Source organism: Mitsuokella sp. UBA4253 (genome assembly GCF_002395285.1).
GTDB classification, from domain to species: domain Bacteria; phylum Bacillota; class Negativicutes; order Selenomonadales; family Selenomonadaceae; genus Mitsuokella; species Mitsuokella jalaludinii.
Map to the genome: position 1 here is coordinate 41,812 of NZ_DGWR01000006.1, position 13,261 is coordinate 55,072.

Genomic DNA, 13,261 nt, shown 5'->3' on the forward strand with positions numbered 1-13,261 from the left:
ACCATGCCATTAACCATCATCCGCAATGATATCACGAAGATGCAGGTGGATGCTATTGTCAATACGGCGAATCCGCGGCCTGTCGTAGGCGGCGGGGTGGACCGGGCCATCCATCGGGCGGCAGGGCCGGAGCTCTTGGCTGCACGACGGAAGATTGGCGATATCGCTGCTGGCGCGGCCTTCATCACGCCGGGGTACGGGCTGCCGTCCAAGTCTGTCATCCACACGGTAGGCCCAGTCTGGCGGGGCGGCAGTCACAGAGAGCGTGAGCTCTTGGCTGCATGCTACGAGAACTCTCTTGCGCTTGCAGAGGCACATGATTGCCACTCGGTGGCCTTCCCCCTGATTTCGGCTGGTATCTTTGGCTGTCCAGCGGATATCGCCATCGCCACGGCGGTTCAGGCCATCCGCGACTTCCTGCAGCAGCATGAGTGCGAGATGGACGTCTACCTTGTAGTCTTTGACAGGGAATCCTTCCAGCTTTCGGGCAGACTTTTTGACGATGTGAAAAGCTATCTCGATGAGCACTATGTAGAAGAGCATCTCGAAAAAGAATATCGTGGGGATGACCGCAGGAGACGCCTGCAGGAGCTCATGCCGTCTGCGCAGCCTTGCGACGAGAGGCTGATGGAGTCGCCGTGCATATTGCCGTCGAAGAGCCCTACGGCAGAGCAGAAGCTTTCCCAGAAGCGGTCTTTGGACGATTGGCTCGAGGCGATGGACGACACGTTCTCGGAGTCACTGCTGCGCCTCATCGATGCGAAGGGCAGGAAGGACCCCGAGGTCTACAAGCGGGCTAATGTCGATCGTAAGCTCTTCTCGAAGATACGCAACAATCCGGAATACCAGCCGAGCAAGCGGACGGCGCTTGCCTTTGCGGTGGCGCTCGAACTCAATCTCGACGAGACGCGCGACTTCATCGCGCGGGCGGGCTACGCGCTCTCGCACAGCAACAAGCTGGACATCATCGTGGAGTACTTTATCGTGCATCATGAGTACGACATCTTCACCATCAACGAGACACTCTTCGCCTTTGGCCAGCCGCTGCTCGGCTGCTGAATTTGTCGCATGGCAAGCGACCGCATGACCCCTTGCTTTCGGTACAATGAAGATACAAAAAGCAAGGGGGCAGGCAATCATGAGAAAAGGTTTGACGGAGGTCGTATTCATCCTAGACCGCAGCGGCTCGATGAGCGGGCTGGAGGCAGACACCATCGGCGGGTTTAACTCGCTGATTCGGAAGCAGCGCAAAGAGGAGGGCGAGGCCATCGTCTCGACCGTGCTGTTTGACGACGCATGCGATGTGATCCATGACCGCGTGCCAATCGCGAAGGTGGAGAATCTGACAGAGGAGACTTACTTCGTGCGGGGCTGCACGGCGCTCTTAGATGCTGTTGGCGGCGCCATCCATCACATCGGCAATGTCCACAAGTACGCGCGCGAGGAGGACCGCCCCGAAAAGACGCTCTTCATCATCACGACTGACGGTCTGGAGAATGCCAGCCGCCGCTATACCTACGCGAGGGTCAAGGCGATGGTCGAGCGTCAGAAAGAGAGATACGGCTGGGAATTCCTCTTCCTGGGCGCTAATATCGATGCCATCCGCGTGGCGGGCAACATCGGCATCTGCGCCGACTTTGCCGCGACGTACCTGCACGACGAGAAGGGCACGGCCCTGAACTACGAGGTCATGGACGAGGCTATCCGCGAGGTGCGGTGCAGCAAGGCGCCTCTGTCGTCCAATTGGAAGAAGCGCATCGTAGAAGATGCCGAGCGGCGGGGCAGGATGTGAATCGGAATAGGCAAGAGGGGCAGCACCTTCATCTGGTGCTGCCCCTCTTCTTGTATCGCTTTATGCTTTGTCGGCCTTGTCCTGCTCGTCTTTTTTCTCCTCGACAATCTCGGCCTCAAAGACCATGATGGTGTCGGCGTCGGAGCAGCAGAATTCGGCCTTGCCCTTTTCCTGACCGGGGATGGTGCCGCCGTAGCGCAGGATGTCGATGTAGGGGAAAGCGCAGTGCATGGCCATCGGGCAGATCTTGCCGCGGTCTTCGTCGAAGTCGAATACCTCGCCGACATGATGGCCGCGATGGCAGCCCATCTTGCCGCGGCGGTCTGTGATGGTGATCTTGATCTTTGGTCGTCTTCTCATGGGAAAACCTCCTGCTGTCTGTGGTATAATGATAGTGAAACAAACACTTGTTGGAGTGAGTGGTGATCGGAAGGGGATGGCCGGATATGGATTCAACACGATTGGAAGAACTCGGGGCGTTCTTAAAGATCTTTCAGCCCATTTACGCGCGCCGCTTGGAAAAGACGCGTCTTGAGCGCATGCGCTTCGCCTATTACACGAGCGCGAGCACAGGCATCAATATCCTCAAGGGCCATGCACTATGGATGCGCGCGGCAGCCTGCATGAATGACTACCGCGAGATTGACTACGGCATCCAGCTGCTCAACAAGACGGTCTACGGTTCGGATTACCGGCGCGAGCGCATCCAGCATCTGGCGGAGCGCCTCGACTGGGGGACGAACGTGCTCGACTCGATGATGAGCGACCTCAACAAGAATGAGCGGCGCTACATCACGAACACATATCTGGCCTGCGTCTCGGAGCACCGGCCGCGTGAGCGCGGCAAGGGGCGTCTCTCGATGTGGCGCGCTTACGGCCGCAAGACGGGCGTGGCTTTTGTCCTGAAACCAACGTCTATCTTTCAGCGCCTGGAACCTCTGCCGCTGCGGCTGACGCCCGTCGAATACCTCACGCAGGGGCAGTTCACAGAGGGATTTGACTGGATGCTCGACAACATCGACACGTATCTTGATGACCTGCGCCGCTACGAACCGGCAAAGGTGCTCGAGTACTTCGTCAACATGCTCATGACCTCTCTGTTCTCCATCAAGAATCCCGGCTTCAACGAGGAGCGCGAATGGCGCTTCGTCTATCATGAGTCGGCCAGCAGCCACCTTCACCACGATATCGTCGTCGTCGACGGCATCCCGCAGGTCATCTACAAGCTGCCGCTGAGCAGCCCGTCCGCGCCGCAGACAGGGGTGCCGCTCGAGGAGGCGCTCGAGGAGATCATCATCGGCCCGAGCCAGTACGCTGAGGTCATCGAGCTCGCCTTTGTGCGCATGCTCGAAGAGCTCGGCATATCGAATGCCGCGGAGCGCGTGAGCAAGAGCAATATCCCGCTGCGCTGACGCAAGCCGCTTCGCATTCAGCCGTTCCTGTCATCTTGGCAGAGATCGTCGGGCTCACTCTGCCAGCATGTCATCTTCTTGACATTGAGGCAGCTGATGCGGCCGCCGGGCAGGTAGGAGCCCGTGTCGCAGTCGATGATGTGGTTGCGGAACAGCAGAGGATGGTGGCGCGTTTCATCGAAGTACTGGACTGGCGTATGGCCGATGACGACCGTCTCGCGTCCCGTATATTCTTCGTAGAACTCCGTGCGGATCCAGAGCATGTCATCGACCTGATCGGCATATGATTTTTGCGGCAGGAAGCCCGCATGCGTGAAGATGTATTCTTCGCCGACGGCGGCGAGATGGTCGAGCGACAGCACGAATTCCAGCAGCCGATGATAGATGCCGGGATCGCTCTGATAGACGCGTGCAAGGCTCTCGAACGTCGCCTGGCCGCCGCTGCGGAGCCAGCCGTGGCTCATGTCCATCGGCTCGCGGATGCTGTGATCCTGGAAATAGTGGAGCATCATGGCCTCGTGGTTGCCCGTCAGCGTGATGACATGCGGGCTCTTCTCGGCGAGCTCCATGACCATCTGCAGGACTTCTGCACTGTAGGCGCCGCGGTCGATGTAGTCGCCGAGGAAGACGAGCAGGTCTTCCTGCGGATCGTAGGGAACGTGATGCCATAGCGACAGAAAGCGCTGCCAGTTGCCGTGGATGTCGCCGATGGCGAGGATACGGCGGAACGCCGTGCTGTCCGGCACGATGACGAGGCCGCCCTCCCTTGAGATGGCTCCCCGCTCCGATGACCGGAGCGCTTGCCGTTTTTCTGCGATTTCATCTAAGATAGTCATATGCACCGTCCCCTCTGCGCAACGCGAAAAGCCGCCACCGCCGTATCCCTGCTGATACACGCCGTGACGGCTTTCTTTCATTATAGCAAAAATGACTTAAAACATCTAGACAATCTGATGCGGGCAGAGTGCCGTCGTGTGTGTATTCTCTTGGATGACAGCGGCAGGGCTCTGCGCTATAATAGATATTATACCGTATAGAAAGGAATGGATGCGATGATGGTCATATTCAAGCGCCTGTTGCCCGTTCTTCTCGTCCTGACGCTTCTCCTGTCAGGCCGTATGGGGGCAGAGGCTTCGCCGGAGATCACGGATGCGCGCGCGACGGCGTCTTATTGGACACAGCGCAATCCGCAGGGCGATACCGTTCTCCTGACGGGGGAACAGGTCAAAGCCGCGAATGAGGCACTGCGTCGCCGCAATGATACGCTCTTTGACCTCGCGTCGGTGCCAGAGAGCGTCTCTGGTGCAGAGGTGCGGCAGCGCATCGAGAAGGTCCAGGCGATTGGCGATTTTGATACAGCCGAACTGCCGTCTCTCTACAAGAATGGCAGTGCCCTGACGGCTTACAGCTACGCATTTGCGCGCAAGAACTGCAATCTCGATGCACTGCCGGAGCGCACAGAGACGCGCTACGGTGTGGTGACGCGCCGCGCCAACCTGCGCCTGCTTCCTGAGGCAGCTGGCTGGTTTGAGAGTGCAGGCGATGTGCATTACGATACGCTGCAGGCGACCGCACTCGATCCGGCTGAGCCGGTGGCCGTGCTCGGCGACAGCTACGACAAGAAGTTCGCCTTTGTGCGCACGCGCTTCTACGATGGCTGGCTCGCGAAGGAAGACTTCGCTGAGACGGACCGCGCGACATGGGAAAACTTTGTCCATCCCGCGGATTTTGCTGTCATCACGGCCAACAAGAAGACCATCGGGAACGGTGCAGGGGAGACACTGCTCTTCCAGATGGGCGCAACGATACCGCTCGCTGCAGGTGCAGACGGGGGCAAGGTGCTCCTGATGCCGGTCAGCGATAACGGCACACTGCAGATAAAGAGGCGCCCGGCCGCCTTTGACGCGACACTGCATGAGGGCTTCCTGCCTTGTACCGAAAACAACTTCGTGCGTCAGGGATTCCGCTTTCTCGGCGATGAGTACGGCTGGGGCGGTCTCGATGACAGCGTCGATTGCTCCTCATTCGTCGGCGACGTCTACCGCAGCATGGGCATCGAGCTGCCGCGCGATGCCGACCAGCAGGCTAAGTCGATGGCGAATGTCATCGACCTGTCGGGCATGGGCGAAGCGGACCGGCTGGCCGCGCTGGAGTCGTGCGTGCCGGGCACGCTGCTGGCCAACAACACGCATGTCATGATGTACCTCGGACAGGATGACGCGGGAACGCCGATTGTCCTGCAGTCGATGAGCAGCTGGTTCAGCTTCGGCAGTGATTATGGCAAGCATTACCTGCGCAAGGTCATTGCTTCGACGGCGACCTTCCTCAACTTCAGCGGCGTGCCGTACATCAACGGCGTGCACTACCTCGGCTCACTGCGCTGAGCCATAAGAGCTTTTTAGATGGGAGTATAATTTATGAAGAGTCCTTTGCGCTATCAGTTCTCGGAGTATGACTGCGGTCCGACGACGATGCTCAATGCAGTCAGCTATCTCTTTGAGCGCGAGGAGATCCCGCCGGAGATCATCCGCAATGTCATGCTCTACAGCCTCGACTGCTACAGCCAGAAGGGAGAGCCGGGGCGGGCGGGGACGAGCCGCATGGCGATGATGTTCCTCTCGAACTGGCTTGACGGCTTTGGCCGTGCGACGAATTTGCCGCTCTCGAGTCAGTACCTTTCAGGAAAATCCGTCTACATCGGGCAGGAGAGCTTCATCAACGATGCCCTGCATCGCGGCGGTGCAGCCGTTGTGCGCCTCTTTTATGATGTCGAGCACTACGCCCTTCTGACCGGCGAGCTGCCCGATGGCCGCATCCTGATGTTCGACCCTTGGTACGTGCCGGAGTCGTCCGACGAATTCCGCGGCACCGGCATCGAGATGAGCCTGCAGCATCCCCTGGCCTACAACCGCATCGTACCGGCCGACTGCTTCAACCGCGAGGAGAACGCCCCTTACGCCCTCGGTCCCGTTGAAGACCGCGAGGCTGTGCTGCTCTTCAATGCGCGCACCAAGAAGACCGCCCAGGCCACGATCGAGTACTTTATTTGATGTGCTCGACGCATTTGCCACTTTACAAGACTGTGACTCTATTGTATAATATAACTTGTCGTCGGGACGTAGCGCAGTTTGGTAGCGCGCTTCCTTGGGGTGGAAGAGGTCGCCTGTTCAAATCAGGTCGTTCCGACCATTTATCTGAAAATTGACCTCCTGTGAAAACAGGAGGTTTTTTTATGTAAAGGAGCACGATATGAGCGTACTTTATGTAAAGGAGCACGATATGAGCGTACTGGAGGTTTCGCATCTTTCGCACAGCTATGGCGGGCGGGAGATTTTTGAGGATGTTTCGTTCCGCCTGCTGAAGGGGGAGCATGTGGCGCTGGTTGGGGCGAATGGCGAGGGCAAGTCGACGTTCATGGCAATCATCACGGGCAAGCTGACTCCGGATGCGGGGCAGGTGACCTGGGCGAAGCGCACGAAGGTCGGGTATCTTGACCAGCACGCGGCGCTGAAGCCGGGCATGACGATCCGGGAAACGCTGCGCACGGCATTCGACCATCTCGTGACGCTCGAGCAGGAGATGCTCGCGGCCTACGACAAGATGGGCGAGGCAACGCCAGAGGAGATGGACAAGCTCATGAAGGATGTCGGCGACATCCAGGACATCCTCGAGGCGGGCAGCTACTATACGATTGACGCGCGCATCGAAGAGGTCGCAGGCGGCCTCGGCCTGCGCGACATCGGCCTTGACCGCAAGGTGGATGAGCTCTCGGGCGGCCAGCGCACGAAGGTCCTCCTGACGAAGCTCCTGCTCGAGAACCCGGAGATCCTGCTGCTCGACGAGCCGACGAACTACCTCGATGCCGAGCATATCGAGTGGCTCAAGAACTACCTGACGAATTACGAGAATGCCTTTATCGTCATTTCTCATGATGTGCCGTTCCTCAATGCCGTGACGAATGTCATCTGGCATGTTGACAACTACAAGCTCACGCGCTACACGGGAAGCTACGAGAAGTTCGAGGAGATGGCTGCGCTCAAGCGTCGCCAGGAAGAGGCGGCCTATGAGCGCCAGCAGGCGGAGATCAAGCGCGAGCAGGACTTCATCCAGCGCAACAAGGCGCGCGTCGCGACGCGCGGCATGGCCAACAGCCGTCAGAAAAAGCTTGACAAGATGGAAGTCCTGACGAAGCGCCAGGAGAAGCCAAAACCGCACTTCCACTTCCAGTCGGACCGCACGCCGTCGCGCTTCGTCATCGAGGCGCAGCGCCTCGTGCTCGGCTATGACACGCCACTGACAAAGCCTGTCGACATCAAGGTCGAGCGCAACAAGAAGATCGCGATCCGCGGCACGAACGGCCTCGGCAAGTCGACGCTCTTAAAGACGCTGCTCGGCCTCATCAAGCCGGTTTCAGGTGATATCGAGCATGGCGAATTCGTCTCGGTCGGCTACTTCGAACAGGAGGAGGCCAAGGGCAATATGAACACGGCCCTCGAAGAGCTCTGGCAGGAGTACCCCGGCATGACGAACTTCGAGGTGCGTGCGGCGCTGGCTTCGTGCGGCCTGACGAATGAGCACATCACGACGAAGATGACGGCGCTCTCAGGCGGCGAGGCGGCTAAGGTCCGCCTGGCCAAGATTATGCAGAAGCCGGTCAATCTGCTCGTGCTCGACGAGCCGACGAACCACCTCGACGTCGAGGCCAAGAAAGAGCTCAAGCGCGCACTGCAGGAGTACAAGGGCACGCTGCTGCTCGTCTCGCATGAGCCCGACTTCTACGAAGACCTCGTCGACACCGTCTGGAACATCGAGAGCTGGTCGACGAAAATCGTCTGACCTGATTTCATAGCAGAATAAAAAGACTCCGCTCTTTCCGTCATGCATCATGAATGACGGAAGGAGCGGAGTTTTTTGCTGCCCGCATCTCAGCCTGTTCGACTGTCAGGGCATCTGCGCAAGGCATGACTCGGATGCTTTATCGGTTTCGCTGGTCTTGCGGCTCTTGGCGACGAGGTAGGCCTGGTCCTCCCAGATGAGGACGGGGGCGGGTTCAAAGCCGTTGAAGCGCGTGGCGGAGACTGTCGTGTAGGCGCCGATGTCACTGACGAGCACCTTGGCGCCGATCGGGAGCTTCGGTGCGGGGAAATCGCGGTAGAGCACATCGATGCCGTCGCAGCTCGGCCCCGCGAATGTCGAGGGGACTTTCCTGCCTGTGCCGAAGCAGTGCAGCGGATATTCCCAGTGGTCGAACAGGATGCCCGAGAAGACACCGTAGATGCCTTCGTCGAGGATGTACCATGGGATATCGCCGCGCTGCTTCGTGCCGATGACGGAGGTCACAAGATTCATGGCTGTGCCGCAGAGGAAGCGGCCCGGCTCCGTCCAGACGGCCGTGTGCGGGAACAGGCGGTCGAGCTGTCGGTTGATGGCCTCGAGCATGGCGGCGAGGTCGACGTGCAGCCCTTCAGCCGACGGGATCGGGAAGCCGCCGCCGATATCGAGATCGGTCAGGTGCATGCCGGAGGCTTCGGCCTCAAGGAAAAGGTGATGAACGAGCAGCAGCGCTTCTTCGTACGCTGCGGTGGACAGGGACTGGCTGCCGACGTGGAAGCAGATGCCCTTGGCGTGGAGTCCGGACTGTTCGGCCTTGCGCAAGAGAGGCAGGGCCTTATCGAGCGGTGCGCCGAACTTCGTATTGAGGTCGACGAGCGCCTTGCTGTTGTGGACCTGCACGCGCACGAGGACATCGGCGCCGGGCGCCGCGGCAGCGAGTTTGGGAATCTCGCTGGCATCGTCGAACGTAAAGCGGCGGACGCCGAGACGGGAGGCCGCCGAAAAACCGCGTGTATCGTGGACCGGATTGGCGTAGATCATGCGTGAGCCGTCGACACCTATTGCGTGGAGCATCTCCATCTCGCCGGCTGAGGCGACATCGAAGTGCGAGCCAAGCGCAAAGAGGCGCTCGAGCACGCGCGGATGAGGGTTCGCCTTGATGGCATAGTAGATGCCGGCGCGTGGCAGGTGCTTGCGCAGGAACGCGTAGTTCTCGGCAACCCGGTCGACGGACAGCACGAGGAATGGCGTCGGCTGTCTCTTGGCCATTTCATTCATTTCGTTTTCGTTGAGGATAAAGCTTCTCATAACACAACCCTTCCTGTATTGTATCGCTTGATTACCGTTCCCTGAACGAAACGGAGCAAGAGACATGGCGATGCCAGTCCTCTTGCTCCGTTGCAGTTCAGGTCACGCTTAGTATAAGGCTTTTGCTGTCTCTTTTCAATAGGCGTGTATAAAAAAATAAAATATCTTTTTAAGTATACAAAAGACCTGCTCTGCGGATGCGCTGCAGAACAGGTCTTTGTGTGGATTATATGATGTTTAGGAGTTTAGGACAAGGGATTATTTGCCGAAGTAACGGTCGAAGAGGCCCTTGAAACCGCGGCCATGGCGAGCCTCGTCTTTTGCCATCTCGTGAACCGTGTCATGGACAGCGTCAAGGCCGAGCTGCTTTGCGAGCGTTGCGAGCTCTTTCTTGCCAGCGCAAGCGCCGTGCTCTGCATCGATGCGCATCGTGAGGTTCTTCTCCGTGCTGTTCGTCAGGACCTCGCCGAGGAGCTCAGCGAACTTAGCAGCATGCTCTGCTTCTTCGAATGCATAGCGCTTGTAAGCCTCTGCGATTTCCGGATAGCCTTCACGATCAGCCTGGCGGCTCATAGCGAGGTACATGCCGACTTCGGAGCACTCGCCCGTGAAGTTCTGGCGAAGGCCTTCGAGGATGCGCGGATCAACGTCCTTAGCAACACCGACGCGATGCTCATCTGCGAACGTCATCTCACCGCTCTGCTCAACGAACTTGGATGCCGGAGCATGGCAGATCGGGCACTCAGCCGGAGCTGCTTCGCCTTCGTAAACATAACCGCAAACCGTGCAAACAAACTTTTTCATAATGATAGCCTCCTAAAATATATCTTGATTTTCATACACATCGTAGGTGGGTACCGGCTGTCGGCTCTCGGCCGCTCACCGGTGTTGCTCACTTGCTATGCTTTGATTATACGGCATATGACAGCAAATAGGAATATCTATATGGAGCGATTGAAGAAGATTATCTCTCGAATGCTAATTTTATCTACTTGTATCGCCGTATATCACATTTTATTAAATAAATTAGTTACGGATAATAATTATTGAATATGGGACTGCCTGCTGATTTACCGAATGAATTCCGTGTGATATAATGAGGATACGTTTTGACTACAGACTATGAGACTATACCATATAGGAGCGATAAGAAACAAAAATGTTTACCTGTACAACGAATTCTCCCGAGGAGACTGCCCATTTGGCCGAGATGGTTGGACAAAAGATACGGGAGGGAACTGTGCTCTGCCTGGAGGGAGACCTCGGAGTCGGCAAGACTTTGTTCGTCCAGAGCCTTGCGCATACGCTCGGCGTCGAAGGCGAGGTGACGAGCCCGACGTTCAACCTCATGAACGTATACGAAGGCATCTGCCCGATCTACCACTTCGACCTCTACCGCCTCGAGACGGAGGAGGAGCTCGAGGACATCGGCTTCTATGAATACACGGAGGACCCAGAGGGCATCGTCGTCATCGAATGGTCGGACAAGTTTCCGCAGTGCATGCCGGAGGATCATGTCGAGGTCCGCATCGAGAAGTCGGACGATGCGGATGGACGCCGCATCACCTTCGCGAGTATCGGAGAGCGCTATCAGGAATTCATAAAGGAGTTGGAGTCATTTGTCTATCTTAGCCATTGATACGGCAACGCAAGTCTCGAGTGTCGCCGTGGCTTCTGCCGATAAGCTCGCAGCGGAGCTGACGATGCAGGCCAAGCTCACGCACTCGGAGACGCTGATGCCCCATATAAAGGAAGTCCTGCGCATGGCAAACGTCAGGAAAGAGAATCTTGAGGGCATTGCCGTCAGCATAGGCCCGGGCTCCTTTACGGGGCTGCGCATCGGACTGGCGGCTGCGAAGGCTATGGCGTATGCCTTGAATCTTCCCATCGTCGGCGTCTCGACGCTCAAGGCGCTCGCCTTCCACTATCCCGTTCCGGGCATCCGCATCGTGAGCCTCTTGGATGCACAGAAGGGCAATGCCTACCGCGAGAGCTATGAGTGGGAACATGGAGAACTGCGCATCGTCAATCCTGTGGAGGTCCTGCCCATCGCGGAGATCCTCGCAGAGTGCACAGAGTCGGGGCGCGAAGTCGTCGTGCTCGGCGACATCGCTGCGCGCCGCATCCGCGGCAAGGTCGACCTGCCATCGAATGTCTCGGTCGCGCCGGCACATCTCGTCATGCCGCGGGCGGCCTGTGTCGCCATGCTCGGCCTGCAGGAGTTCGCTGCGGGCCATGCGGACAATGTCATGAACATGGAGCCCGTCTACATCCGCCGTAGCGAGGCGGAGGTCCTCTGGGAGAAGCGCCATCCGGAGGGTGCGAAATGAATCTGACTTTCCGCGAGATGAAGCCGGAGGATGCCGACGCTGTCGAGGCCGTGGAGAAGGCGTGCTTTGCCATCCCGTGGTCGCGCGAGTCGTTCTGGAAGGAAGCCGCCAACGAGAACACGTGCTACCTGCTCGCGCTCGATGGGGAGAAGGTCATCGGCTACGCCGGCTGCTGGATCTCCTTTGAGGAGGCGCAGATCACGAATGTCGCGATTGTGCCGGAGTGCCGCGGCCATAAAGTTGGCACGCGTCTCATGGCGGAACTCATTGCGCTCGTAAAGGCGCGCGGCGTGACGGCGATGACGCTCGAGGTGCGCCCGTCGAATGCACCGGCGCGCGCCCTCTACGCGCATTACGGCTTCCGCGAGGCCGGTGTCCGCAAGAAATACTACCATGACAATGGCGAAGATGCCATCATCATGTGGAATACGAAATTGTGATCGCTGTTCTGGCTGAGTGCAGCGATGAGGAGAGATTATTTTGGAAAAGGAAATCCTGACTCTGGGCATTGAGTCGAGCTGTGATGAGACGTCGGCTGCCGTGCTGCGTGGCGGCCGCACGGTCCTGTCGAACGTCATCTCGACGCAGATTCCCATTCACCAGAAGTTTGGCGGTGTCGTGCCGGAGATCGCTTCGCGCAAGCACATCGTCAACATCATGCCCGTCATCGATGAGGCCGTCCGCCAGGCCGGTGTGACGCTCACGGACATCGACCAGGTCGCCGTGACGTACGGACCGGGACTCGTCGGCGCACTGCTCGTCGGCGTCTCGGCGGCCAAGGCCCTGGCCTTTGCGCTCGACAAGCCGCTCATCGGTGTCAACCATCTCGAAGGCCATATCTTCGCGAACTTCCTCGCGGACCCGACGCTCGAGCCGCCCTTCATGGCACTCGTCGTCTCGGGCGGCCACACGGCGCTCGTCGATGTGCGCGGCTATGACACTTTCCACATGATGGGACAGACGCGCGATGATGCGGCGGGCGAGGCCTTTGACAAGATCGCGCGCGTCATGGGCCTGCCGTACCCGGGCGGCCCGCGCATTGATGCGCTGGCCAAGGAGGGCGACCCTCTCGCCATCGACTTCCCGCGCGCACTCGAGGAGAAGGGCAACTATGAGTTCAGCTTCAGCGGCCTCAAGTCGGCTGTTCTCAATTACATCAACAGCGAGAAGATGAAGGGGCATGAGCTGCGCAAGGCCGACATCGCGGCCTCGTTCCAGCACTCCGTCGTCGAGGTGCTCGTCGAGAAGGCCTTCGATGCCGTGCAGCGCGCAGGGCGCGATACGCTCGTGCTGGCCGGCGGCGTCGCGGCCAACAGCGGCCTCGAGGCGCGCCTGCGCGAGCGCGCCGCTGAGACTGGCGTGCGCTTCTTCTATCCAAGCCGCATCCTCTGCACGGACAATGCGGCGATGATCGCCTGCCGCGGCTACTATCAGGCGAAGCACGGCGACTTCAGCGACCTTTACCTCAACGCTGTGCCGGGACTCGGCTTGGAGGAAAGAGAATAAGAGAGCGATCTGGACCGTTGCCTATGAGCAGCGGTCTTTTTTGTTCATCAAATGTATTCATGAATTTCTGCATTACAAAG

Annotated in this window: 14 protein-coding genes and 1 tRNA gene; 11 read left to right on the forward strand and 4 right to left on the reverse strand. The window is 58.6% G+C overall.

The annotated features are described in order from the left end of the window. Positions 1 to 3: 3 nt before the first annotated feature. Both B2X55_RS03485 and B2X55_RS03490 read left to right on the forward strand, forming a co-directional pair. The gene (locus B2X55_RS03485) at positions 4 to 1,059 is read left to right on the forward strand and encodes a macro domain-containing protein (protein ID WP_286820897.1); all 1,056 of its coding nucleotides are present in this window, start codon (positions 4 to 6) and stop codon (positions 1,057 to 1,059) included. A 79-nt stretch (positions 1,060 to 1,138) separates the two neighbouring features. Next, positions 1,139 to 1,792, forward strand: a complete 654-nt coding sequence (locus B2X55_RS03490; protein ID WP_286820898.1) for a vWA domain-containing protein — start codon at positions 1,139 to 1,141, stop codon at positions 1,790 to 1,792. Positions 1,793 to 1,852: 60 nt separating this feature from the next. Here B2X55_RS03490 and B2X55_RS03495 read toward each other — a convergent pair whose 3' ends face one another. Further along, positions 1,853 to 2,152, reverse strand: coding sequence for a TIGR04076 family protein (locus B2X55_RS03495; protein WP_286820899.1), 300 nt, complete (start codon positions 2,150 to 2,152; stop codon positions 1,853 to 1,855). Between the two features lie 86 nt (positions 2,153 to 2,238). On the opposite strand from B2X55_RS03495, the gene B2X55_RS03500 reads away from it, so the two are divergent. Continuing rightward, positions 2,239 to 3,204: a DUF2971 domain-containing protein gene (locus tag B2X55_RS03500; protein ID WP_286820901.1), complete on the forward strand. Its 966-nt coding sequence runs from the start codon at positions 2,239 to 2,241 to the stop codon at positions 3,202 to 3,204. A gap of 17 nt (positions 3,205 to 3,221) precedes the next feature. On the opposite strand, the gene B2X55_RS03505 is transcribed toward B2X55_RS03500, so the two are convergent. Continuing rightward, positions 3,222 to 4,040 (reverse strand): metallophosphoesterase family protein, encoded by an 819-nt coding sequence (locus tag B2X55_RS03505; protein WP_286820903.1) that lies wholly within the window; start codon positions 4,038 to 4,040, stop codon positions 3,222 to 3,224. 216 nt (positions 4,041 to 4,256) lie between these two features. Between B2X55_RS03505 and B2X55_RS03510 the strand changes: the two genes are divergently transcribed. From B2X55_RS03510 to abc-f, 4 genes are all read left to right on the forward strand, one after another. Continuing rightward, positions 4,257 to 5,588 (forward strand): NlpC/P60 family protein, encoded by a 1,332-nt coding sequence (locus B2X55_RS03510; RefSeq protein ID WP_286820904.1) that lies wholly within the window; start codon positions 4,257 to 4,259, stop codon positions 5,586 to 5,588. Positions 5,589 to 5,621: 33 nt separating this feature from the next. After that, positions 5,622 to 6,254 carry a peptidase C39 gene (locus tag B2X55_RS03515; RefSeq protein ID WP_286820905.1) on the forward strand — a complete coding sequence of 211 codons (633 nt, stop codon included), beginning with the start codon at positions 5,622 to 5,624 and terminating at the stop codon, positions 6,252 to 6,254. A gap of 62 nt (positions 6,255 to 6,316) precedes the next feature. Next, positions 6,317 to 6,393, forward strand: a tRNA-Pro gene (locus B2X55_RS03520). 90 nt (positions 6,394 to 6,483) lie between these two features. Then, a complete protein-coding gene (gene abc-f / locus B2X55_RS03525; RefSeq protein WP_286820906.1) occupies positions 6,484 to 8,040 on the forward strand; it encodes a ribosomal protection-like ABC-F family protein in 1,557 nt (518 codons plus the stop codon). A gap of 105 nt (positions 8,041 to 8,145) precedes the next feature. On the opposite strand, the gene B2X55_RS03530 is transcribed toward abc-f, so the two are convergent. Both B2X55_RS03530 and B2X55_RS03535 read right to left on the reverse strand, forming a co-directional pair. After that, positions 8,146 to 9,345, reverse strand: a complete 1,200-nt coding sequence (locus B2X55_RS03530) for a type III PLP-dependent enzyme (RefSeq protein WP_286820907.1) — start codon at positions 9,343 to 9,345, stop codon at positions 8,146 to 8,148. A 258-nt stretch (positions 9,346 to 9,603) separates the two neighbouring features. Further along, on the reverse strand, positions 9,604 to 10,149 hold the full coding sequence (locus B2X55_RS03535) for an NADH peroxidase (RefSeq protein ID WP_036376069.1): 546 nt from the start codon (positions 10,147 to 10,149) through the stop codon (positions 9,604 to 9,606). A 355-nt stretch (positions 10,150 to 10,504) separates the two neighbouring features. Between B2X55_RS03535 and tsaE the strand changes: the two genes are divergently transcribed. The 4 genes from tsaE to tsaD are packed head-to-tail and all read left to right on the forward strand — an operon-like array spanning position 10,505 to position 13,181. Next, positions 10,505 to 10,984: a tRNA (adenosine(37)-N6)-threonylcarbamoyltransferase complex ATPase subunit type 1 TsaE gene (gene tsaE, locus B2X55_RS03540; RefSeq protein ID WP_226867211.1), complete on the forward strand. Its 480-nt coding sequence runs from the start codon at positions 10,505 to 10,507 to the stop codon at positions 10,982 to 10,984. Continuing rightward, positions 10,965 to 11,675 (forward strand): tRNA (adenosine(37)-N6)-threonylcarbamoyltransferase complex dimerization subunit type 1 TsaB, encoded by a 711-nt coding sequence (tsaB, locus tag B2X55_RS03545; RefSeq protein WP_286820909.1) that lies wholly within the window; start codon positions 10,965 to 10,967, stop codon positions 11,673 to 11,675. Before tsaE ends, tsaB begins: the two co-directional genes overlap by 20 nt. After that, on the forward strand, positions 11,672 to 12,115 hold the full coding sequence (rimI, locus tag B2X55_RS03550) for a ribosomal protein S18-alanine N-acetyltransferase (RefSeq protein WP_036376077.1): 444 nt from the start codon (positions 11,672 to 11,674) through the stop codon (positions 12,113 to 12,115). Before tsaB ends, rimI begins: the two co-directional genes overlap by 4 nt. 37 nt (positions 12,116 to 12,152) lie before the next feature. Beyond that, entirely contained in the window at positions 12,153 to 13,181 is a 1,029-nt protein-coding gene (tsaD, locus tag B2X55_RS03555; protein WP_404810297.1) for a tRNA (adenosine(37)-N6)-threonylcarbamoyltransferase complex transferase subunit TsaD, read from the forward strand. Positions 13,182 to 13,261: the final 80 nt, after the last annotated feature.

Bases quoted from the DNA above. Each gene is read 5' to 3' on its own strand.
- B2X55_RS03495 (WP_286820899.1), bottom strand. From the start codon at position 2,152: ATGAGAAGACGACCAAAGATCAAGATCACCATCACAGACCGCCGCGGC.
- B2X55_RS03500 (WP_286820901.1), top strand. From the start codon at position 2,239: ATGGATTCAACACGATTGGAAGAACTCGGGGCGTTCTTAAAGATCTTT.
- abc-f (WP_286820906.1), top strand. From the start codon at position 6,484: ATGAGCGTACTGGAGGTTTCGCATCTTTCGCACAGCTATGGCGGGCGG.
- rimI (WP_036376077.1), top strand. From the start codon at position 11,672: ATGAATCTGACTTTCCGCGAGATGAAGCCGGAGGATGCCGACGCTGTC.
- B2X55_RS03535 (WP_036376069.1), bottom strand. From the start codon at position 10,149: ATGAAAAAGTTTGTTTGCACGGTTTGCGGTTATGTTTACGAAGGCGAA.
- B2X55_RS03485 (WP_286820897.1), top strand. From the start codon at position 4: ATGCCATTAACCATCATCCGCAATGATATCACGAAGATGCAGGTGGAT.
- tsaE (WP_226867211.1), top strand. From the start codon at position 10,505: ATGTTTACCTGTACAACGAATTCTCCCGAGGAGACTGCCCATTTGGCC.
- B2X55_RS03530 (WP_286820907.1), bottom strand. From the start codon at position 9,345: ATGAGAAGCTTTATCCTCAACGAAAACGAAATGAATGAAATGGCCAAG.
- B2X55_RS03515 (WP_286820905.1), top strand. From the start codon at position 5,622: ATGAAGAGTCCTTTGCGCTATCAGTTCTCGGAGTATGACTGCGGTCCG.
- B2X55_RS03490 (WP_286820898.1), top strand. From the start codon at position 1,139: ATGAGAAAAGGTTTGACGGAGGTCGTATTCATCCTAGACCGCAGCGGC.
- B2X55_RS03510 (WP_286820904.1), top strand. From the start codon at position 4,257: ATGATGGTCATATTCAAGCGCCTGTTGCCCGTTCTTCTCGTCCTGACG.
- B2X55_RS03505 (WP_286820903.1), bottom strand. From the start codon at position 4,040: ATGACTATCTTAGATGAAATCGCAGAAAAACGGCAAGCGCTCCGGTCA.